Below are 20,484 nucleotides of genomic sequence, written 5' to 3'. Positions count from 1 at the left end.
TTCACCTCTCCTCGTGCAGGCGAATCATCGCCTCGCGTGACCACGACGCCATCACCGCCTGCCCCGGCGCAATGCCGCTCAGCGACGAGGTTTCACTGAGATTGGCCTGGCTCACCAGCAGTTTGGCGCCATCGGCAAGTTTCAGCTCCAGCCGCGTGGCCGCCCCCTGATACTGAACGGCCTGCACGATGCCCTGAACCTGAACGTCTCCGCCCTCGTTAAGGCGAATATGTTCCGGGCGCAGGGAATAGCTGCCTTCCATGCCGCATATTTTCTGCGCAAGGCCCGCATCAAAGACGTTGGACGTGCCGACAAAACCGGCGACAAACGGCGTGCGCGGACGCATGTAGAGATCGCGCGGGGTATCCACCTGCTCGATGCGCCCGTTATTGAACACCGCCACCCGGTCTGACATGGAAAGGGCTTCGCCCTGATCGTGGGTGACAAAAATAAAGGTGATGCCGAGTTCCTGCTGAAGCTTCTTTAGCTCGAACTGCATCTGTTCACGCAGTTTGAGATCGAGCGCACCTAAGGGTTCATCCAGCAGCAGGACGCGCGGCTCATTGACCAGCGCCCGGGCGATGGCAACACGCTGCCGCTGGCCGCCGGAAAGTTGTGAAGGTTTGCGGGCAATGGCAAAGCTCAGGCCCACTTTTTCCAGGGCATCACGGGCCTGCGCATGACGTTTTTTCTTGTCGATGCCTTTGACCATCAGCCCGTAGGCAACATTGTCGAGGATCGACATATGCGGGAACAGCGCGTAGTCCTGAAAGACGGTATTCACATCCCGCTCCCAGGGAGGCAGTTCGCTCGCCTCTTTGCCGAAGATAGAAATCGTGCCGCCTGACAGCTGCTCAAAACCCGCTATCAGACGCAGGCAGGTGGTTTTGCCGGAGCCCGAAGGCCCCAGCATGGAGAAAAATTCTCCGTCACGAATAGCAATGGTGACCCCATCCACCGCCCGTACGTCGCCGTACAGACGGGAAACATTGTTAAACTCTACCGCGTACGTCATGTTCTGCTCCCGGGCAATTAACGACCGCCCATGATGGCGATGTAATCCTGCGTCCAGCGGCTGTAAGGGACAAATTTGCCGCCTTCGGCGATAGGGGTTTTCCAGAACATGATTTTGTCGAACTCGTTATAACCGTTTGTTTCGCAGCCTTTATCACCCAGCAGCGTGCTGGCCTTACACCCTTCAGCAACCACGGGCAGGGAGCCAAACCAGGCCGCCAGATCGCCCTGCACTTTCGGCGTCAGCGACCAGTTCATCCACTTATAGGCGCACATCGGGTGTTTTGCCTGCGCGTGCAGCATGGTGGTATCCGCCCAGCCGGTCACCCCCTCTTTCGGGAAGACGGTGGCAACGGGCTGGTTCTCAGCCTTCAGGGCATTCGCCTGATACGGCCAGGCGCTGGAGGCCACGACGCCTTCATTTTTGAAATCGCTCATTTGAACGGTGGTGTCATGCCAGTAGCGATGGATCAGCGCGTGCTGGTCGCGCAGCACTTTCAGCACGGCGGCATACTGTGCTTCGGTGAGCTGGTAAGGGTCTTTGATACCCAGCTGCGGCTGAGTGGCTTTGACGAAGAGCGCCGCATCGGCGATATAAATCGGGCCGTCGTACGCCTGCACGCGTCCCTGATTGGTTTTACCGTCCGGCAGATCCTGTTTGGTAAAGACCACACTCCAGCTATCAGGCGGAGTCGGGAAGGTTTTGGTGTTGTACATCAGCAGGTTTGGCCCCCACTGATACGGCGTGCCGTAGACTTTCCCGCCGACGTTAAACCATTCCCCTTTCACAATCCGCGCGTCGAGCGTTTTCCAGTTGGGGATGAGGTCTGGGTTAATGGGCTGAACGCGTTTACCCATTATCAGGCGCAGGGAGGCGTCACCCGAGGCGGTGACCAGGTCATATCCCCCTTTCGCCATCAGGCTGACCATTTCATCCGACGTGGCCGCCGTCTTGACGTTGACCGCACACCCGGTCTCTTTTTCAAACTGGGTGACCCAGTCATAATTTTTATCCGTCTGTCCGCGTTCGATGTATCCCGGCCAGGCGATAATATCCAGTCGACCTTCCCCGTCGCCGATGGCCTTTGGTGGTTCTGCGGCTTGCGCTGTCATGATAGTCATGCCGAGCGCGCACAGGCTGCTGCGGGCAAAATGTTTGCTCATAAGAGTTACTCCTGTCGCAATGAATTTAGCGGCAGCCGTGCCGTAAAAATATCTCCCTTATTAAACGTAGACCGCGCAAATGCGCCGCACCGTACGGCTTCAGGAAATTTCATCAAGGTGTGACCGAGGGCGCATTCCCCGTTAACTGGATTATAGACAAGGAGTTAGCCGCGAGAGACGGTATGCAGATTTCCTATGACAGGGCACCACGAAATATTCGCAGCGCCGTCATCTGGATAAGAATTGATTATTTAAATAACGGAGAAAAGTTTATTCCAGCATCGTACTAATTAATTTCCCTAACTGAATGACCGCCTGCTCTTCTCGCTCTCCCCAGGCCCAGGAGGTATTAAACCGGAAGAACGGTGTCCACGCGTCGGAGGTGGAAAACATCTTTCCGGGCGCAATGCTGATGTGGTGCGTTAAGGCTTTTTCGCTGAGCAGACCCGCATCCAGCTGCGCCGGAAGCTCCAGCCATAAAAAGTAGCCGCTGTCGTTATGGTGGATTTTGACGCCGGCAGGCATATGGCGCAAAAGAGACTGCCAGGCCTGCTGTTTTCGCTCGGCGAGCGTACGCCGCAGCCGGCGCAGATGGGCGTCGTAGCGTTTCGTCGCCAGGTAATCCACCAGCGCTAGCTGCACGGGTGAGCTGGTGGAGAGCGTGCTCATCAGCTGCAACTGCTGAATGCGTCTCGCGTGTTTTCCTGCCGCAACCCAGCCGATGCGAAAACCGGCTACCAGGCATTTTGAAAAGGACGAGCAGTGCAGCGTCATATCCTGGCGATCCCATGCTTTCGCCGGGAGCGGCTTTTCACGGCCAAAATAGAGCTCGCTGTAGACATCGTCTTCAATCAAGGGGACGTTGTGCTGCGTTAACAGCGCGACAAGCTGCGCTTTTTTCTCCGCGCTCAGCGTGAAGCCAAGCGGGTTCTGACTGTTGGTCATGATCCAGCAGGCTTTAACCGGGTACTCCTTCAGCGCCTGTTCAAGGGCATTCAGGTCAATCCCCTCGCGGACATCCGTCGCAATCGACAACGCTTTGAGCTTCAGGCGTTCCAGCGCCTGCAGCGCGCCGTAAAAACACGGGTTTTCGACTATCACCCAGTCGCCCGGCTCGGTTACCGCCTGCAGGCTGAGATTGAGCGCTTCAAGCGCGCCTGCGGTGATCACGATCTCTTCCGGGGAGATGTTCATCCCCTGCTGCGCGTAGCGACGGGCAATGGCGTGGCGGAGATCGACGTTACCCGGCGGCAGGTTCTCAATCACGCTCATCGCCGTCGCGGTTTTGCTGACGTTCGCCAGCGAACGGTTGAGCTGCTGCAGCGGGAAAAGTCGGGGATCGGGAAACGCGGAGGCAAAAGGAACAACGGACGGGTCGCGGCTGGCCTGTAAGACGTCGAAGATGTAGGTGTTAATATCCACCACTTCGTCACGCATCACCTGGGCAGGTGGAGCAGGCTGATGTGCGGTCGGGCGCGAGGCAACGTAATAGCCCGACTGCGGTCTGGCGACAATGCGCCCCTGACTTTCCAGCATCTGATACGCGTGGCCAACGGTCATAAAACTCATGCCGCTGCTCGCCACCTGCTCTCGCAGCGAAGGCAGCTTATCGCCCGGCAGCCATACGCCAAGCTCAATCTGCGAGATAATTTGTTGCGCCAGACGCTGGTATTTTTTCATCAAATTCTCCTTGTGACCGACAGTGTATATCAGCAGGAGAAAAAGAGAAGATTTAGCTAACTGTTATAGTTCGTGAAACAAATTACTTACGGTACTCGGTAACGTGGCTTTGCGCCTGGCGCGCAGCGGCCAGGTGATCGAGGGTGATCATCGCCGATTTGCAAAAGATGCATTTCGCGCCGAGTGGGTTTTTCTCAGACATATCAAAAACTGAGGTACGGTACTGCGAGCCATGACAGCATGGGCAGCGGAAATGAATATATGAAGTCATAGGATTCTCCTGACACGTAAAAACGTAAATTACTAATGGGCCGATTGGGCAATAATGGTTTTAAACAAAACGAATCGGAAAGTAGATAAAGACCCAAGAGAGGCTGCGGAGAGGCACAACGTGATGAGAACTGCTTTATAAAACTACGTCAGATATTTATTTGGACTCAAAACCAGATGACCATTAACGCACGCCGCAGACGACAAGGCAAGCAGTTTTATGCCTAAAATTCATAAAAATACAGTTTTTATTCCTCACGCGAGGTATATCAGATACCTAAAGCATGAGCTTTAAGCCAACTGTTATGGTTAAAAATCACTTTTCTGCGTCTGACAGTCCGAACTTTGCCCCTATACCATAACAGCACACCGTTTGACATTGAGGCTGTGCATGTTTGGTTTAGATGCTTTTCACCTTGCACGGATACAGTTTGCCTTTACCGTATCCTTTCACATTATTTTCCCGGCGATCACCATCGGCCTGGCAAGCTATCTTGCCGTACTCGAAGGGCTGTGGCTGAAAACCAAAAATCCGGTCTGGCGCTCGCTATACCATTTCTGGTCAAAGATTTTTGCCGTCAACTTTGGCATGGGCGTGGTCTCCGGGCTGGTGATGGCCTACCAGTTCGGCACTAACTGGAGCGGATTTTCACAGTTTGCGGGCAGCATTACCGGCCCGCTTCTGACCTATGAAGTGCTGACCGCCTTCTTCCTCGAAGCCGGGTTCCTCGGCGTGATGCTGTTCGGCTGGAACAAAGTCGGGCCGGGTCTGCACTTCTTCTCCACCTGCATGGTGGCGTTGGGTACTATTATTTCTACCTTCTGGATCCTCTCATCGAACAGCTGGATGCAGACCCCGCAGGGCTATGAGATCGTCAACGGTCAGGTCGTGCCGGTGGACTGGTTCGCCGTGGTGTTTAACCCCTCCTTCCCTTACCGCCTGCTGCATATGTCGATAGCCGCATTCCTGAGCAGCGCCCTGTTTGTGGGCGCATCCGCGGCATGGCATCTGCTGCGCGGGAATAATACTCCTGCCATCCGGGCGATGTTTTCGATGGCGCTGTGGATGACGCTGATTGTCGCCCCCATCCAGGCCATGGTTGGCGATATGCACGGGTTGAACACCTTAAAGCACCAGCCAGCCAAGATTGCCGCCATTGAAGGCCACTGGGAAAATCCGCCGGGTGAGTCTACCCCGCTGCTGCTGTTTGGCTGGCCGGATATGGAACAGGAGCGCACCCGCTTTGGGCTGGAGATCCCGGCGCTGGGGAGTCTTATCCTGACGCACAGCCTGGATAAACAGGTTCCGGCCCTCAAAGAGTTTCCGAAGGAAGACCGTCCGAATTCCACCATCGTCTTCTGGTCATTCCGCATTATGGCGGGCCTGGGCATGCTGATGCTGCTGCTCGGGGTGATGGCACTCTGGCTGCGCTACAAAAAACGCGTGTATTCGTCGCGCCCCTTCCTGTGGTTCGCGCTGCTGATGGGGCCAACCGGACTGATTGCCATCCTGGCCGGGTGGATCACCACCGAAGTGGGCCGCCAGCCGTGGGTGGTCTACGGACTCCAGCGAACGAAGGATGCGGTATCTGCCCACGGTTACCTGCATATGAGCGTGAGCCTGCTGGCCTTCTTCGTCGTCTATACCTCGGTATTCGGCGTGGGTTACAGCTATATGGTTCGCCTCATCCGAAAAGGCCCGCAGCCGCATGAAACTTTCGCTACCGAGTCCGACGGACGTCCGGCGCGCCCGCTTTCTGCCGTCACAACTGAACATAAGGAGCAGCCATAATGGGGATCGATCTTTCCATTATCTGGTTTGTCATAATCGTCTTCGCCACGCTGATGTATATCGTGATGGACGGTTTTGATCTGGGAATCGGTATTCTTTTCCCGGCCACGCAGAACGCCGACGATCGCGACGTGATGGTCAACAGCGTCGCGCCGGTCTGGGACGGGAATGAAACCTGGCTGGTGCTGGGCGGTGCCGCCCTGTTCGGCGCATTCCCGCTGGCCTATGCGGTGATCGTTGATGCCCTCACCATTCCGCTAACGTTAATGCTGATCGGACTTATTTTCCGCGGGGTGGCATTTGAGTTTCGCTTTAAAGCCACGCCGGCCCACCGCCCCTTCTGGGATAAGGCGTTTATTGGCGGTTCCATTCTGGCAACGTTCACCCAGGGCGTGACGGTAGGCGCCGTTATTAACGGATTTACCGTCACCGGCCGGGCCTATACCGGCGGCCCCTTTGACTGGTTTACCGCGTTTAACCTGTTTTGCGGCGCGGGGCTGGTGGTGGCTTATGCGCTGTTAGGCTCTACCTGGCTGGTGATGAAAAGCGAAAACGCGCTGCAGGAGCGGATGCGTGAGGTGTCGAAAACGCTGTTAATCGTGCTGCTGGCGTTTATTGCGGCGATCAGCCTCTGGACGCCGCTGGCGCAACCGGCCATCGCTGCGCGCTGGTTTACGCTACCGAATCTGTTTTATCTGCTGCCGGTCCCTGCCCTGGTGGTGATTTTTAGCCTGTACCAGTGGCGCTGCCTGAATAATCCCGCCAGCCATAGCCGTCCGTTTATCCTGACGCTGGGGCTGATATTCCTCGGCTTTAGCGGGCTTGGGATCAGCATCTGGCCGCATATTATTCCACCGTCGATCACCCTGTGGCAGGCCGCCGCCCCGACGCAAAGCCAGGGCTTTATGCTGGTGGGCGCGCTGTTGATCATTCCCGTTATTCTGGTCTACACCTTCTGGAGCTACTACGTGTTTCGCGGCAAAGTTCAGCATGGGGAGGGTTATCACTGATGCAACAACCGGTCTGGAAAAGATTACTGTGGCTGGCCATTATCTGGGGCGGCAGCGTACTGGCGCTGGCTGCTGTCAGTATGCTCTTCCGTATGCTGATGACGGCGGCAGGATTTAAATCGCATTAGCGTCATTCCGGGCAACCGCTGCGTTGCCCGGCTCCTCCCAGCACTTTCAGATAAACCCCATTAACGCACGGCAGAGTATCGTTACACTGGAAAAAGATTCACGGTATTTATAGTTTGAGAAGAAAAATGAAAAAGCTCATTGCTTTAAGCGTTATTAGTCTTGTCCTTTCCGGCTGCGTTAATCCGGGCAAAGCCTCCGTACAGCCGGAGCAACTTAAAAACCATCGCTTTGTGCTGGAAAACGTCAACGGTAAGACCGTGAAGACCGCGACAACGCAACCTGAGATCGGTTTTAGCGCGCTGCCAGATATCAGCCTGGTGAATAACATCAGCGTTTCTGGTCAGATGTGTAACAGCTTCAACGGTCAGGGGAAATTGTCCGAAGGCGAGCTGAAGGTTAAAACGCTGGCCATGACGCGCAAGCTCTGTACCGAGCCGCAGCTGAATGAGCTGGATCAGGCCATCGGCGACATGCTGCGCAAAGGGGCGCAGGTCGACCTGACTGAGGACCAGTTAACGCTGGCGACAGCCGATAAAACGCTGATGTTTAAGCGTGTAGAATAATCAGTAGTTACCGCAGCTTCCAACGGCAAGCGACTGTTCGCTACAGCGTTTGCCGTTTGGCAAGGCGCACATCCCAATAGCAGAACCATCAAGCTGGCGGGCGACAGACAGCGAACCGCCAATCATCGCGCAGTTGGCCTGACCTGAACTGGACATTGCCGCTTTCATTCCCGGCGCCACGTGGGCTGCCGTTGCCTGCTGGACTGGCTCACTGCTACATGCCGACAACAATAACGCGGCACACCCTACCCAAAATGCTGAGCGCATGCTCTCTCCCCCATGAATAATGCGAAACCTATGCATAATAGGCATCACATCCCGTGTCGTCGAGAGCGGAAGTGCGTATTTATGCGCTCCGGAAACAATTTCTCGCAATTTTTTCGCCAAAAGTTTGATCTACTCATTGATGGCAGGAATACCAAGGACACAAAAGCGAAAATCGTAAAATCCCTCGTTTGCTAGAATACACAGATAATATTCAGGGTTTGTTGCCGTAATACAGACCCCTATTTTTTGCGCAATGTAAGGGTGTTGTCCTATGCAAACTATTGACGGTAATGGTGCAGTTGCCTCAGTCGCGTTTCGCACCAGTGAAGTTATCGCCATCTACCCGATTACGCCAAGTTCTACCATGGCCGAGCAGGCGGATGCCTGGGCGGGTAACGGGTTAAAAAACGTCTGGGGCGATGTCCCGAGAGTGGTTGAGATGCAGTCCGAAGCCGGTGCGATTGCCACGGTACACGGCGCCCTTCAGACCGGCGCGCTTTCCACGTCGTTTACCTCTTCACAGGGATTGCTGTTAATGATCCCTACGCTTTACAAACTCGCCGGTCAGCTGACCCCCTTCGTTCTGCACGTTGCCGCGCGTACCGTTGCCACCCACGCGCTCTCTATCTTTGGCGATCACTCTGACGTGATGGCCGTGCGCCAGACCGGCTGCGCGATGCTGTGCGCCAGCAGCGTTCAGGAAGCCCAGGACTTTGCCTTAATTTCGCATATCGCCACGCTCAAAAGCCGCGTGCCGTTTATTCACTTCTTTGATGGTTTCCGCACCTCTCACGAAATCAACAAAATCGTCCCGCTGGCCGACGACACTATCCTGAATCTGTTGCCGCAGGCGGAAATCGACGCGCATCGCGCCCGGGCACTTAATCCTGAACACCCGGTTATTCGCGGGACATCGGCGAACCCGGATACCTATTTCCAGTCCCGCGAGGCCACGAACCCCTGGTACAACGCGGTTTACGATCATGTTGAACAGGCAATGAATGACTTTGCCGCCGCAACCGGCCGAGAGTACAAACCGTTTGAGTACTACGGACATCCGCAGGCGGAACGGGTGATTGTGCTGATGGGGTCAGCCATTGGTACCTGTGAAGAGGTGGTTGACGAGCTGCTGACGCGCGGCGAAAAAGTTGGCGTGCTTAAGGTGCGTCTCTATCGTCCGTTCTCGGCCAAACATCTGCTTTCGGCTCTCCCTGAAAGCGCCCGCGCTGTGGCGGTGCTCGATCGTACCAAAGAGCCTGGCGCGCAGGCGGAACCCCTCTATCTGGATGTGATGACCGCCCTGGCAGAAGCCTTTAATCAGGGCGAACGTGAAACGCTGCCGCGCGTAATCGGGGGTCGCTATGGTTTGTCCTCCAAAGAGTTTGGGCCGGACTGCGTGCTGGCGGTATTCAACGAGTTAAGCGAAGCGAAACCCAAACCGCGCTTTACCGTCGGCATTTATGATGATGTGACTAACCTGTCCCTGTCGCTGCCGGAAAATACCCTGCCCCCGACCGCCAAACTTGAGGCGCTGTTCTATGGTCTGGGCAGCGACGGCAGCGTCTCCGCGACCAAAAACAACATCAAAATCATCGGCAACTCAACGCCATGGTACGCCCAGGGGTACTTCGTTTACGACTCCAAAAAAGCAGGCGGCTTGACCGTTTCTCACCTGCGCGTGAGCGAACAGCCCATCCGCTCCGCGTATCTTATTTCTCAGGCTGATTTTGTTGGCTGTCACCAGCTGCAGTTTATTGATAAATACCAGATGGCCGAGCGCCTGAAGCCCGGCGGCATTTTCCTCCTGAATACGCCGTACGGCGCGGACGAAGTCTGGGGGCGCCTGCCGCAGGAAGTTCAGGCGGTGCTGAACCAGAAAAAAGCCCGTTTCTACGTGGTCAACGCCGCAAAAATTGCCCGCGAATGTGGACTGGCTGCGCGTATTAATACCGTTATGCAGATGGCCTTCTTCCATCTGACCAATATTCTGCCGGGCGACAGCGCGCTGGTGGAGCTGCAGGGTGCGATTGCCAAAAGCTACAGCAGCAAAGGCCAGGAGCTGGTCGAGCGAAACTGGCAGGCGCTGGCGCTGGCGCGCGAATTGCTGTTTGAGGTACCGCTGCAGCCGGTGAATGCCACAAGCCCGAACCGCCCTCCGGTGGTGTCCGATGCGGCGCCCGATTTCGTGAAGACCGTGACGGCGGCGATGCTGGCCGGCCTGGGCGATGCCCTGCCCGTCTCTGCGCTACCGCCGGATGGCACCTGGCCGATGGGCACCACGCGCTGGGAAAAACGTAACATTGCCGAAGCGATCCCTATCTGGAAAGAAGAGCTGTGTACCCAGTGCAACCACTGCGTTGCGGCCTGCCCGCACTCTGCTATTCGAGCCAAAGTGGTTTCACCGGAAGAGATGGAAGCCGCGCCGGCCAGCCTGCATTCGCTGGATGTCAAATCTCGCGATATGCGCGGACAGAAATACGTTCTGCAGGTCGCGCCGGAAGATTGCACCGGCTGTAACCTGTGCGTCGAGGTCTGTCCGGCGAAAGACAGGCAGGATCCGGAGATCAAAGCCATCAATATGATGTCGCGTCTGGAGCACGTTGAAGAGGAGAAGGTCAATTATGACTTCTTCCTGAATCTGCCGGAAATCGATCGCAGCAAACTGGAACGTATTGATATTCGTACCTCACAGCTGATTACGCCGCTGTTTGAGTACTCTGGAGCCTGCTCCGGCTGCGGTGAGACGCCATATATCAAGCTGCTTACCCAGCTATACGGTGACAGGATGCTGATTGCCAACGCTACCGGCTGCTCATCTATCTATGGCGGTAACCTGCCCTCCACGCCGTACACCACTGACGCCAACGGTCGCGGTCCTGCGTGGGCAAACTCGCTGTTCGAGGACAACGCCGAATTCGGCCTGGGCTTCCGCCTGACCGTCGACCAGCACCGCGCGCGCGTGATGCGCCTGCTGGAACAGTTTGCCGGGCAGATCCCCGCTGAGCTCAATGACGCGCTTCACGCGGACGCGACGCCAGAAGAACGCCGTGAGCAGGTTGCCGAGCTGCGCCGCGCGCTGCAGGGCTTGACGGGGGCTGAACAGCTGCTGACCGACGCTGACGCCCTGGTCGAAAAATCAATCTGGCTGATTGGCGGCGACGGCTGGGCTTACGATATCGGCTTTGGCGGGCTGGATCACGTGCTGAGCCTGACCGAAAACGTCAACATCCTGGTTCTGGATACGCAGTGTTATTCCAACACCGGTGGTCAGGCATCGAAAGCTACGCCGTTAGGCGCGGTAACGAAATTCGGCGAACACGGCAAACGCAAGGCGCGCAAAGATCTCGGTGTAAGCATGATGATGTATGGTCATGTTTACGTCGCGCAAATTTCGCTGGGTGCCCAGCTTAACCAGACGGTAAAAGCGATTCAGGAAGCGGAAGCGTATCCTGGCCCATCGCTGATCATTGCATATAGCCCTTGCGAAGAGCATGGCTACGATCTGGCGCTCAGCCACGACCAGATGCGTCAGCTGACAGCGACCGGCTTCTGGCCGCTCTACCGGTTCGACCCGCGTCGTGCTGACGAGGGTAAATTACCGCTGGCGCTGGATTCGCGTCCGCCTTCGGATGCACTGGCCGAGACGTTAATGCAGGAACAGCGCTTCCGTCGCCTTAACGCCCAGCAGCCAGAAGTGGCCGGGCAGCTCTGGAAAGATGCCGCTGCTGACCTGCAAAAACGCTATGACTTCCTGGCGCAGATGGCGGGTAAAGCCGAAAAACCGACCAGCGACTAGTTCCCCTGCCCGGCTTGTCCGGGCATTTTTTTGCCATAAAAAAAGCCCGGCGTATTCACACCGGGCGAATCCAGATAATCAGTGAATATCTATTTAGTTTCCTTAATAGCATTCACGTTAATTATGGATGAATCATCTTACAGGCATATAACGCCGGCTAGATTAGCTTAATTAACGCCTGATTAATAATTCCAATTTAATATAGTTACTTTTAAATCATTCATCAAACCAATGACCATTTCCGCCGATTTATTCGGTTTAGATTTTACTTAGTTCGTAACAATTATATTTTATTACTCTTACACGGGAGTGATTTAGCATGAGACAACTTTCTCATTCTGAAAGTTCAACAGGTAATTGAATAAAAAAACTGCAAAGGAATATCACAATGCAAAGAAAAGTACTGGCCCTGATGATTCCGGCTCTGTTAATGGCTGGCGCAACTCATGCAGCAGAGATTTATAATAAAGACGGTAACAAATTAGATCTGTACGGAAAAGTAGATGGTCTGCACTATTTCTCCGACGATAAAGGTGCTGACGGCGATCAAACCTACCTGCGTCTGGGTTTCAAGGGTGAAACACAGATCAACGATATGATGACCGGCTACGCGCAGTGGGAATACAACATTCAGGCTAATAATACTGAAGGGTCTGATAATCAGTCCTGGACGCGTCTGGCCTTCGCTGGTGTAAAGGTGGGTGACTACGGCTCCTTCGATTACGGTCGTAACTACGGCGTGCTGTACGACGTGGAAGGCTGGACCGATATGCTGCCTGAGTTCGGTGGCGACTCCTACACCAAAGCCGACAACTTTATGACCAGCCGCGCCAACGGCGTGGCAACCTACCGTAACACCGACTTCTATGGTCTGGTGCAGGGCCTGAACTTTGCGCTGCAGTATCAGGGCAAAAATGAAGATGCCAGCAACAACCAGGAAGGCACCAACAACGGTCGCGACACGCGTCACGAGAACGGTGATGGCTTTGGTATCTCTACCACCTATGACTTCGGCATGGGGATTACTGCAGGGGCCGCGTATACCTCTTCTGACCGCACCAACGAGCAGGTCATGAATACCACTGCGGGTGGAGACAAGGCGGATGCCTGGACGGCGGGCCTGAAGTATGACGCCAATAACATCTATCTGGCGGCAATGTATTCTGAAACCCGCAATATGACACCGTATGGTGATAATACCGACGCCGTGGCGAACAAAACCCAGAACTTCGAAGTGACCGCGCAGTACCAGTTCGACTTCGGCCTGCGTCCGTCCGTTTCCTACCTGCAGTCGAAAGGTAAGGACCTGGGCAACGGCCAGGGTGACCAGGATCTGGTTAAATATGCTGACGTAGGGGTCACCTATTACTTCAATAAAAACATGTCCACCTACGTTGATTACAAAATCAACCTGCTGGATGAAGATGACAGCTTCTACAAAGACAACGGCATCAGCACCGATGATGTTGTAGCGTTAGGCCTGGTTTACCAGTTCTGATGGTCAGAGCCCGCATAATCATGCGGGCTCGCTTATTTTTTGAAGTTCGTCTCAAAAGACAGTTTAAGAAAAGGATTTGTTGAGGGAAAGTTGAAAGAAAGCTGGTTAAACTGCGGTGATAGCCCTTTTATCACTAAGGATAACAACGTTGTTTGGTCGTGTATCCCTTGCCGTACTTACCCTTTTAGCATTGCTGTGGATGGCGTTAATTTTTGATTTTGGTGATATCGTCGGGCATCTCGGCGCGCTGTTAAACCATCTGGATGGCAGTTAACAGGGTTGCCTGGGAAATAAAAAGCCACCAGCAGTGCCGGTGGCGGGTAAACGCGTATGTCGCGTTATTTTTTTACAGGTTGAGGCTTTTTATCACCTGATTCAGGGGCCTCACGCGGACCGTCTTTTTCAACACAGAGCATAGTTTCTCCTGTTTCAGTTACTCACTACCTACTATAGCCGGAGGAGTAAAAGAGTGGCCAGGCGGCAATCATGCCTGCTCTTCCCCTTTCTCGCGAAAAGAAAGATAACCAAATACCCCACTTTCCCCATCCATCGGATGGTTAACGCCGTCCATCACCTTCACCTCTGGAAAATCAAAAGGTGATACGTTTTCAAAACAGGCGACATTAACGCCATATTCGTTTGGGTTAGAACGCCGCTGATGGAACGTGTAGATCCCGCACACCGAGCAGAAGAAATGCCGTGCCGTTCCCGTGTTAAAGCGGTACTCGGTGAGCTTATCTTCACCTTTGGTCACCTTAATCCCTGACAACGGCGCAGAGACGACGACCGCGCCTCGCATACGACAAAAGGAACAGCTGCAGCGCCGCGCGGTGTTCAGGCCATCGGTAAGCTCAACGGTGAACGCCACCGCGCCGCAATGGCACTTCGCATTACGTCTTTCAGCCATGGGCTATACCCCTTTTCTCACCAGCTCGGCAGCCTTAACGAAAACCTCATCTTCTACGCCATCGCCTTTTTGCCTGCCGAGCCTGACCAGTTCATCGACAATGCTGTTGCGATGGATCGGTTTCTGCGCTGAAACCAGCCCAATAACGGCGGCCCCAATCGCCAGCCCCACTAATCCGGTTTGTTCATCTTTGTTTTTCATATTCATGCTCCTGGTACAACAAACAAGCGTAGCAGGAATATGGTAAAACGAAATGCCGGACAGATGCTCTGCGAATGTTATTTAAACAGTTCAGAGAGGTACGACTTCCAGAATCGACAGATACGAACGGGTGTCTATTATTTTGTTCAGCTTCAGATTGGTCTGTTCAAACAAGGCCTGATACTCAGACTCTGTTCGTGCTCGTCCTCCATCAAAGCTTGTTAACAGAAGAAGGTCAATTTCAAATCGTCCCTGTTCATTATTTTCTTTTTTAATAAGCGGTTCAAAAATTAATAAGCGGGAGTTATCTTTCATTGCATTTCTGCAGCACTGAAGTATCTGTACCGCCTTCTCATCAGGCCAGTCCATGAGGATATACTTAAGCAGATAAATGTCCGCTGCAGGACAGGCTTTAAAAAAGCTCCCATTAACGGTTTCCCATCGACGATTATCATTTAACAGGTGCAGTCGATTTCGCTCAAGCACATCTTTTTGATCAAAAAGGATCCCCGTCAGGGTCGGATTTCGACGTAAAACAGCCAGCAATAAGTTACCCAGCCCGCCGGCGATATCGGCAACCACGGCGTTTTGCGGGAACGAATAGCTATCTGCGATGACTTCATTTTCTACGGATGACATAGAGGCCATACCCGCATGAAAACGTTGCTGTCAGTCATCGTGTCGTCATGCTGCCAGTATTCGTAAAAAGGCTTGCCAAACAAATCATTAAAAACAGGTTTGCCGTACAATATCTCATCCATTTTAGCCGCTGGCTGCCAGAATGTTGGGTCTGTCAGCATGAGCACCGCCGCACGCAAGGAAAATTCATGCTCAGAACAGAGGAATTGCGCTGAATGGCTAAGACTGTATTCAGCTTCAGATAATTCGTTGAAAACGCCACGAGAGGACAATAAGCGCATGATTCGATGAAGATAGTTAACGTCTACATTCAACTCCTTCGCCAGTTGCTTGACGGATTTTTTTCCTTCAACCAGACGATCTGCGACGCCTAATACCGCGACGGCTCGAAGTGCTGCCTGCCAGACAAAACCCATGCTTTGCTCTAACAGGCACATTCCTTCTTTACGGCTTAGTAAATCCAGACTATTACGTTGCGACATTTTCTGCTCCTTACCAGTAAAGATGTGTTGGACAACTAAAACGCCGCTAGCAAGCGTAAGTCTGGTAATGAGCTTTATCCATAACGTCAGAAAGGATTATTTATGCGGTTTTGTACCGTTTAGCATACAGTCCGTTTAAATACGTAAAAAACCAAGGCCACTTACCTTTAATATTTAATAGTAATGCATTACTACTATTAACTTAAAAATGATTGCGTTACATCCTAAAAAAATGCCTGTCGTAATACAGGCATTTCATAGTTAGAATCTCGGCGCCAGTCCATATTTTGGCGTTTTGATATTTGCCGCCCAAATTTTGATATCGTTTTGCAGGAGAATAGTGAAATCAGATCTCAGGTGCATCACCATGCCATTGACGCTTTCCGCGTCCACCACTGAAAAATGTTCAATTCTGTTTTTCCCTATCTGGACACAATTATATTTTGCGGGCAGCACTTTACCGTTCACATTAAGCGGCAGATTATTCTCACCACAGCGGCCTTCAGTAATATAGGATACCAGTAAATTAGCGGATTTTCTCCCAGGCTGGGAGACGCTCACCATGACTGGGAAACCTTCCGATGTCTGTGTCATATCATAAAGGACCGCATTTTTTATATACCAGGTATTATATTCCCGCTCCTGAAAAGCAGACCAGGAAGGCGCAGAAAAGAGCACCAGCACTGCCAGGATAAGTGATTCTATTTTCATGGGATGTTGTCGTCCGTGTTGTTGCACGTATTATTCAGATTGTGCAAAAAACAGCAACCACTTAAGAATAGTCCTACTACTATTGGCAGTGATGAAGGAATGAATTAAAGATATGCCTTACCGTCAACGGTCCTTGCCAACGCTCATAAAAGAGAATAAGAAGAAAAATGATAAACGGCCGCCATCATGGCGATGCTGACGACGACGCTGATGAAAAAGTAGCTTTTGAAGGGCTGCTTTTGGGTTTTATGGCGAAAGAGCTGTTGGCCGACAATGGCACCAGGCCAGCCACCTGTCACGCCAAATACCTGCAATGTCGCTTCCGGAACCCTGCGCATCCCCTTCCGCGCCGCCATTTTATCGGCGCCATACATGACCAACGTCATCACGTTGATCGCCAGAAACCACATGAACAGAGGATGGGTGGTAAGAAGGCTGCCGATCGCAGCGAAAATCAGGAGTAAATAACAAAAGCGATTAAGGGTCATAGCACCAGTCACGGGGTGTTTACAGTTTGGATAACGCATTATACGCTAGCTGACGAAAATCTCAGAGTGAGACGGCTATTCTAAAAGCAAACTACGCCCTGGGCCTTTACTGGTTAACATTTAAACAGCGGTAATAAGTAAGCATTATTTCATTTTGCTTTAGCAGCCAGCATTTTTTTCTTAAAAAATTAACCTGAAACATCTTACGTCGAAAACACAGCGTAAGCGCATTGTTTTAACAAAACAACAAGTATTGCATCCATTAATCTAAAGAGGGGTGCGACAATATTGATTAGAATCAAATTAAACGTTAGGCAGCTAATATTCAAGTTCGCCCATCCGCTTCATATTTTCAAAAACAATGTTGAAAACAATTAATTTGACCATTCGGTCAATGCATAACAAAATATTGCCGTGGTTAAAGCAATAATGGTCTGCATTTTTTGGGGGATGATGTCCCCCCTTTTTACTTTCTCAGAAATGACTGAATAAGGATTATTCAACTCGTACTTTAACTTTTGGCTTCGACAAGAGAACTTTGACCAGTTCCTTGAAAGAAAGTGGTTTGTAAAAGAAATACCCCTGTAAAAACCGGATATGATTGCGTGTGAGGTAATCGAGCTGCTCTTCTGTTTCAACGCCTTCCGCCACGATGCTAATTGACAGTTTTTTGGCCAACTCAAGTACCGAATCAAGGATTAGCGTTGAGTCCTCATTCGCGTTAACCCTGGCAACAAAGCTCTGGTCGATTTTAATGTAATCAATATGCAGATCCTGCAGATAGGACAGGCCGGAATAACCCGTACCAAAGTCATCCAGCGCAATGGCAAATCCATTGTTATGTAACTCATTCAATGTATTAACGAGATGTTCATCAATGTCGAGTGGTTCACGCTCCGTCACTTCAACGACAAGGTTAAGATCCTGTTGAGTAAAGCTGCGCTTGTAGTGGAGACACTCTTCAACAAAGGTGGACGCTACGATATGAGAAGCGCTGAAGTTAATCCCTACGTGAAACCCTTCTGGCAGCAATGTCGCAATAGCATTCATGTGTATTGCAACCTGCCTCATTAAGCTCTGAGTCAAAGGAATAATTAAACCGGATTTCTCCGCAAGAGGAATGAAGGACGCGGGAGAAATAAACCCTGATCGAGGATGCTTCCATCTGGCCAACACTTCCACACCCCGTAAGGTTCCCTCTTTGCCGCTCACAACGGGTTGGTAATACGGAATAATTTCATTTCTGTAAATGGCGATGCGCAGTGACTCTTCGGGTGAAACATCCTTAGAAATATAGCGTTGAAGAATATAAGCAGAGAGAGACGATATTATCAGCAGGAATAACACCACGCCTCCGGCTCGATTGAATAATCTCTTAAGGCTAAAAAGAGGTGGAGAGTTAAATTGTACCGAGAAAGGATAACCAGAGGCTTTTACCGTTAATACCTGTTTGTTCGTAAGGTCTGCCGTCGTAACATCCCCTGTCAGACCTAAAAGGGTATTGCCCACTCTCAGTGAATATTCAACGCCATTTAATGGCATATCCAGCGCATCCCGAATATGGCTATCGCTGATGCTAACGATGATTCGGCTTCCGGCGTGAATTGTCTGGTATAAGAGAACCGGAAGACCGTTGACGGTACTGGCCGAAGGGACGAGGAGCAGTGATGACTCAGGCAGGATTGAGCTGTTGACCAACAATACGCGGTTTCCCGGTAACGAGGAGCACCAGACAGCATCATTTTTCAAAATAACGATCGTTCTCAGGTGAGGCTGTAATGCCGCCTCGGTGCCCAGCCGATATTGCCCTTCAGCATCACACTCATTCTCGGCAAGCTGCATTGCCATTTCAGTCGCATGACGAGCTTCTTTAAGAATAACATTCATGTTCCGCACGACGTAGTGCGCCTCTGCCAGGCTATCAGCCCGTGCAGAATACCAGACCTGTAAATTGATGATAAAAACGCCGAGCAAGAACATTGTTGTGGCTGCAGCTACGGGGATAGATCCATGGCGCATTTAGGGTTCTCGATTTAAGTGAAGTAGCCGCTTCAACGATGGTGAAGTGATTGAATTGTTATTGTCTTAAGCATGGTCGATAACGTAATAATTACCATGCCAGGCGTCAGAAATGTTCTTGCCAGCCAGAGTGAGGGGAAACAAAAGGCCGCCGAACGGCAGCCCTGGTGGATAAATGTCTGTTAATATCGCTTTATTGTATTGATCGGGGTTCTTTCTGACCAGTCTGGTCTTTCGCCGGCCATGATTGCACGCTGTTGCGTTGGCGTCACAGACTGGGTTATTTCAGGCATTGACTTGTATTCGGGTTGTTTAGGTGGACTGAGAACCAGATCGGAGCTACAGCCTGACAGCAGGAAAATAGCCAGTAGAGATGAACTAAGCTTGAACACGTTAAACCCTTCCAATGGGATAAAATTTTAAGAAAAAGCGTGGTGCTGAACATACATAGCCTAATCAAAATATATTCACAAGGTCAATGCGCACAACCCTTTTTCCTGCCCCGGACTCGCAGAGGCGAACATCAAGCCGACGACTTTTTATCGAAAATTGACAGCAGATTCAACGTGACCGGAAACGCGCCACGAAAGCCATCCGGATGGCTAAAATAACGTTTGCTTATCAACTCAGTCCGTGCCTTAATGATTTAGTTGGTTCGATGCAATACCGAATACAATATTTTACCACGCAGTCCTCATAACCAGGCGCTATCGCTGATATCCCCTCCTTTTGAGTCCATACGTTTTAGTCATTTCTTATCATTTAAAGAGTCTTTAAAGGAGTATTTATGTCTTCACGAATTCAAGGTCTGGTTAAGTGGTTTAATGAAGATAAAGGCTTTGGCTTTATCTCTCCCCTTGATGGCAGTAAAGATGTTCTTGTTCGTTTCTCTGCCCTGCAGGGAGAAAGTTTTAATACACTATTTGAAGGTCAGAAAGTCGAATTTGCGATTCTAAGCGGCGATAAAGGCCCTTCTGCTGCAAATGTCATTCTTCTCGATAGAGAATATTATCAATGGCCCGTGATTACCAACAAGGTTTTCTGAGTAAGCGGGCCCTGGATTATATGACTGTTATTCATATCAACAGCCGACATATTTTCTTAACGAGTGCGCTAACTAATGTGATGAAGTGCAGAACTGGTCCACAAGTAATCTAAACTCAAAGCCAACTCATTTTTCCACTACTTTGATTTATAATCGTTGAGTGGTTTTAAACAAAGCGTGGCAGTACGGGCAGACAAGTTGAGCGCCCTTTTGCACGCGATTAAAGCTATGCTCTGAATCTTTAGAGCAATTTGGGCATGGACATTTGACTAAATGATTTCGACGGGATTGTGTATTTTTACGTCCAGACATAGGCATCTCCTAATTTTACGGACTGCCACCATACACTTTAAAGCTAAAAAATGCTTGCTTTAGTTTTGGAAAGATCTCAAAAACACAGGGTGATTTATGAAGAATGTAATCGTTTTTTTCAATGGTAAACCAAGTAAAGTTGTCACAGTGCAACAAGCAACTACGTCCGTAAGACAAGAATATCCGGACGGTGAAGAAATACACTTTCAGATTATGTCTGCCGGTTTCCCATCTTTAACAGGAGATCGCAGCTTTGTTTATGTTTACTCTGATAGAGAACTTACTTCTCAGAAGATACTTGATGCCGCAAAAATCCATTTGTGATGTGCGTTTGCGGAAAAATCTCAGCCACTTCACAAATGGAAAGATAAAACCTCAGTAAAATCGCCGATATTTGCAGCGAGCGCTTTTAGGTTTTATTTTTTGAATTAAAATAATAAAAACGCCTAACAATTAAAGCCTGCTAAATGCAGGCTTTTTTATAGAACCTGTAATAC

General features: G+C 51.4%; 22 protein-coding genes. 9 read left to right on the top strand and 13 right to left on the bottom strand.

Translation table 11 applies throughout. The features are described from left to right. Position 1: 1 nt before the first annotated feature. From INF68_RS04265 to INF68_RS04250, 4 genes are all read right to left on the bottom strand, one after another. Entirely contained in the window at positions 2 to 1,015 is a 1,014-nt protein-coding gene (locus tag INF68_RS04265) for an ABC transporter ATP-binding protein (RefSeq protein WP_045354186.1), read from the bottom strand. Positions 1,016 to 1,032: 17 nt separating this feature from the next. Continuing rightward, complete coding sequence (gene ydcS / locus INF68_RS04260) at positions 1,033 to 2,178, bottom strand: putative ABC transporter substrate-binding protein YdcS (RefSeq protein ID WP_109844060.1); 1,146 nt, start codon at positions 2,176 to 2,178, stop codon at positions 1,033 to 1,035. Between the two features lie 270 nt (positions 2,179 to 2,448). Further along, positions 2,449 to 3,858 carry a PLP-dependent aminotransferase family protein gene (locus INF68_RS04255; RefSeq protein ID WP_033145692.1) on the bottom strand — a complete coding sequence of 470 codons (1,410 nt, stop codon included), beginning with the start codon at positions 3,856 to 3,858 and terminating at the stop codon, positions 2,449 to 2,451. Positions 3,859 to 3,940: 82 nt separating this feature from the next. After that, the gene (locus INF68_RS04250; protein ID WP_193525265.1) at positions 3,941 to 4,129 is read right to left on the bottom strand and encodes a cold-shock protein; all 189 of its coding nucleotides are present in this window, start codon (positions 4,127 to 4,129) and stop codon (positions 3,941 to 3,943) included. A 390-nt stretch (positions 4,130 to 4,519) separates the two neighbouring features. Between INF68_RS04250 and INF68_RS04245 the strand changes: the two genes are divergently transcribed. The 4 genes from INF68_RS04245 (at position 4,520) to hslJ (ending at position 7,622) form a co-directional block, all read left to right on the top strand. Further along, a complete protein-coding gene (locus INF68_RS04245) occupies positions 4,520 to 5,920 on the top strand; it encodes a cytochrome ubiquinol oxidase subunit I (protein ID WP_126786963.1) in 1,401 nt (466 codons plus the stop codon). Continuing rightward, complete coding sequence (gene cydB, locus INF68_RS04240; RefSeq protein ID WP_033145694.1) at positions 5,920 to 6,930, top strand: cytochrome d ubiquinol oxidase subunit II; 1,011 nt, start codon at positions 5,920 to 5,922, stop codon at positions 6,928 to 6,930. The genes INF68_RS04245 and cydB overlap by 1 nt, the downstream gene beginning before the upstream one ends. Beyond that, positions 6,930 to 7,058 carry a DUF2474 domain-containing protein gene (locus tag INF68_RS04235; protein WP_008501283.1) on the top strand — a complete coding sequence of 43 codons (129 nt, stop codon included), beginning with the start codon at positions 6,930 to 6,932 and terminating at the stop codon, positions 7,056 to 7,058. The genes cydB and INF68_RS04235 overlap by 1 nt, the downstream gene beginning before the upstream one ends. A gap of 126 nt (positions 7,059 to 7,184) precedes the next feature. Then, on the top strand, positions 7,185 to 7,622 hold the full coding sequence (hslJ, locus tag INF68_RS04230; RefSeq protein WP_109843997.1) for a heat shock protein HslJ: 438 nt from the start codon (positions 7,185 to 7,187) through the stop codon (positions 7,620 to 7,622). On the opposite strand, the gene INF68_RS04225 is transcribed toward hslJ, so the two are convergent. After that, positions 7,623 to 7,889, bottom strand: coding sequence for a DUF333 domain-containing protein (locus INF68_RS04225; protein WP_023312003.1), 267 nt, complete (start codon positions 7,887 to 7,889; stop codon positions 7,623 to 7,625). Positions 7,890 to 8,160: 271 nt separating this feature from the next. Here INF68_RS04225 and nifJ point away from each other — a divergent pair, with 271 nt between their 5' ends. The 3 genes from nifJ to INF68_RS23415 all read left to right on the top strand — a co-directional run bounded on the left by nifJ (position 8,161) and on the right by INF68_RS23415 (position 13,457). Continuing rightward, complete coding sequence (nifJ, locus tag INF68_RS04220) at positions 8,161 to 11,685, top strand: pyruvate:ferredoxin (flavodoxin) oxidoreductase (protein WP_126786964.1); 3,525 nt, start codon at positions 8,161 to 8,163, stop codon at positions 11,683 to 11,685. A gap of 388 nt (positions 11,686 to 12,073) precedes the next feature. After that, positions 12,074 to 13,183, top strand: coding sequence for a porin OmpC (ompC, locus tag INF68_RS04215; protein ID WP_109843995.1), 1,110 nt, complete (start codon positions 12,074 to 12,076; stop codon positions 13,181 to 13,183). 148 nt (positions 13,184 to 13,331) lie between these two features. Continuing rightward, positions 13,332 to 13,457, top strand: coding sequence for a hypothetical protein (locus INF68_RS23415; protein ID WP_255319991.1), 126 nt, complete (start codon positions 13,332 to 13,334; stop codon positions 13,455 to 13,457). Positions 13,458 to 13,667: 210 nt separating this feature from the next. On the opposite strand, the gene INF68_RS04210 is transcribed toward INF68_RS23415, so the two are convergent. The 7 genes from INF68_RS04210 to INF68_RS04185 all read right to left on the bottom strand — a co-directional run bounded on the left by INF68_RS04210 (position 13,668) and on the right by INF68_RS04185 (position 18,630). Beyond that, positions 13,668 to 14,090, bottom strand: a complete 423-nt coding sequence (locus INF68_RS04210; protein WP_047651071.1) for a GFA family protein — start codon at positions 14,088 to 14,090, stop codon at positions 13,668 to 13,670. Positions 14,091 to 14,093: 3 nt separating this feature from the next. Further along, positions 14,094 to 14,291, bottom strand: coding sequence for a hypothetical protein (locus INF68_RS04205; RefSeq protein ID WP_023312007.1), 198 nt, complete (start codon positions 14,289 to 14,291; stop codon positions 14,094 to 14,096). A gap of 90 nt (positions 14,292 to 14,381) precedes the next feature. Then, positions 14,382 to 14,930 (bottom strand): methyltransferase, encoded by a 549-nt coding sequence (locus tag INF68_RS23470; RefSeq protein ID WP_320205346.1) that lies wholly within the window; start codon positions 14,928 to 14,930, stop codon positions 14,382 to 14,384. Next, a complete protein-coding gene (locus INF68_RS23465; protein ID WP_320205347.1) occupies positions 14,918 to 15,412 on the bottom strand; it encodes a hypothetical protein in 495 nt (164 codons plus the stop codon). The genes INF68_RS23470 and INF68_RS23465 overlap by 13 nt, the downstream gene beginning before the upstream one ends. 261 nt (positions 15,413 to 15,673) lie before the next feature. After that, positions 15,674 to 16,123 (bottom strand): hypothetical protein, encoded by a 450-nt coding sequence (locus INF68_RS04195; protein ID WP_023312009.1) that lies wholly within the window; start codon positions 16,121 to 16,123, stop codon positions 15,674 to 15,676. A gap of 143 nt (positions 16,124 to 16,266) precedes the next feature. Continuing rightward, positions 16,267 to 16,611, bottom strand: coding sequence for a DUF1294 domain-containing protein (locus INF68_RS04190; protein WP_126786965.1), 345 nt, complete (start codon positions 16,609 to 16,611; stop codon positions 16,267 to 16,269). 495 nt (positions 16,612 to 17,106) lie between these two features. Further along, on the bottom strand, positions 17,107 to 18,630 hold the full coding sequence (locus tag INF68_RS04185; protein ID WP_126786966.1) for a cyclic diguanylate phosphodiesterase: 1,524 nt from the start codon (positions 18,628 to 18,630) through the stop codon (positions 17,107 to 17,109). 787 nt (positions 18,631 to 19,417) lie between these two features. Here INF68_RS04185 and INF68_RS04180 point away from each other — a divergent pair. Then, complete coding sequence (locus INF68_RS04180; protein WP_126786967.1) at positions 19,418 to 19,675, top strand: cold shock domain-containing protein; 258 nt, start codon at positions 19,418 to 19,420, stop codon at positions 19,673 to 19,675. A gap of 147 nt (positions 19,676 to 19,822) precedes the next feature. Here the strand turns inward: INF68_RS04180 and INF68_RS23180 are convergent, their stop codons facing one another. Then, a complete protein-coding gene (locus INF68_RS23180; protein WP_216786936.1) occupies positions 19,823 to 19,987 on the bottom strand; it encodes a YnfU family zinc-binding protein in 165 nt (54 codons plus the stop codon). 96 nt (positions 19,988 to 20,083) lie between these two features. Between INF68_RS23180 and INF68_RS04175 the strand changes: the two genes are divergently transcribed. Further along, entirely contained in the window at positions 20,084 to 20,311 is a 228-nt protein-coding gene (locus tag INF68_RS04175) for a hypothetical protein (protein WP_126786968.1), read from the top strand. The last annotated feature ends 173 nt before the right edge of the window (positions 20,312 to 20,484 follow it).

Source organism: Enterobacter cloacae complex sp. P16RS2 (genome assembly GCF_014982155.1).
GTDB lineage: Bacteria > Pseudomonadota > Gammaproteobacteria > Enterobacterales > Enterobacteriaceae > Enterobacter > Enterobacter cloacae_M.
Note: the sequence above shows the minus strand (reverse complement) of the source record. Positions and strands in the feature narration are given on the sequence as shown.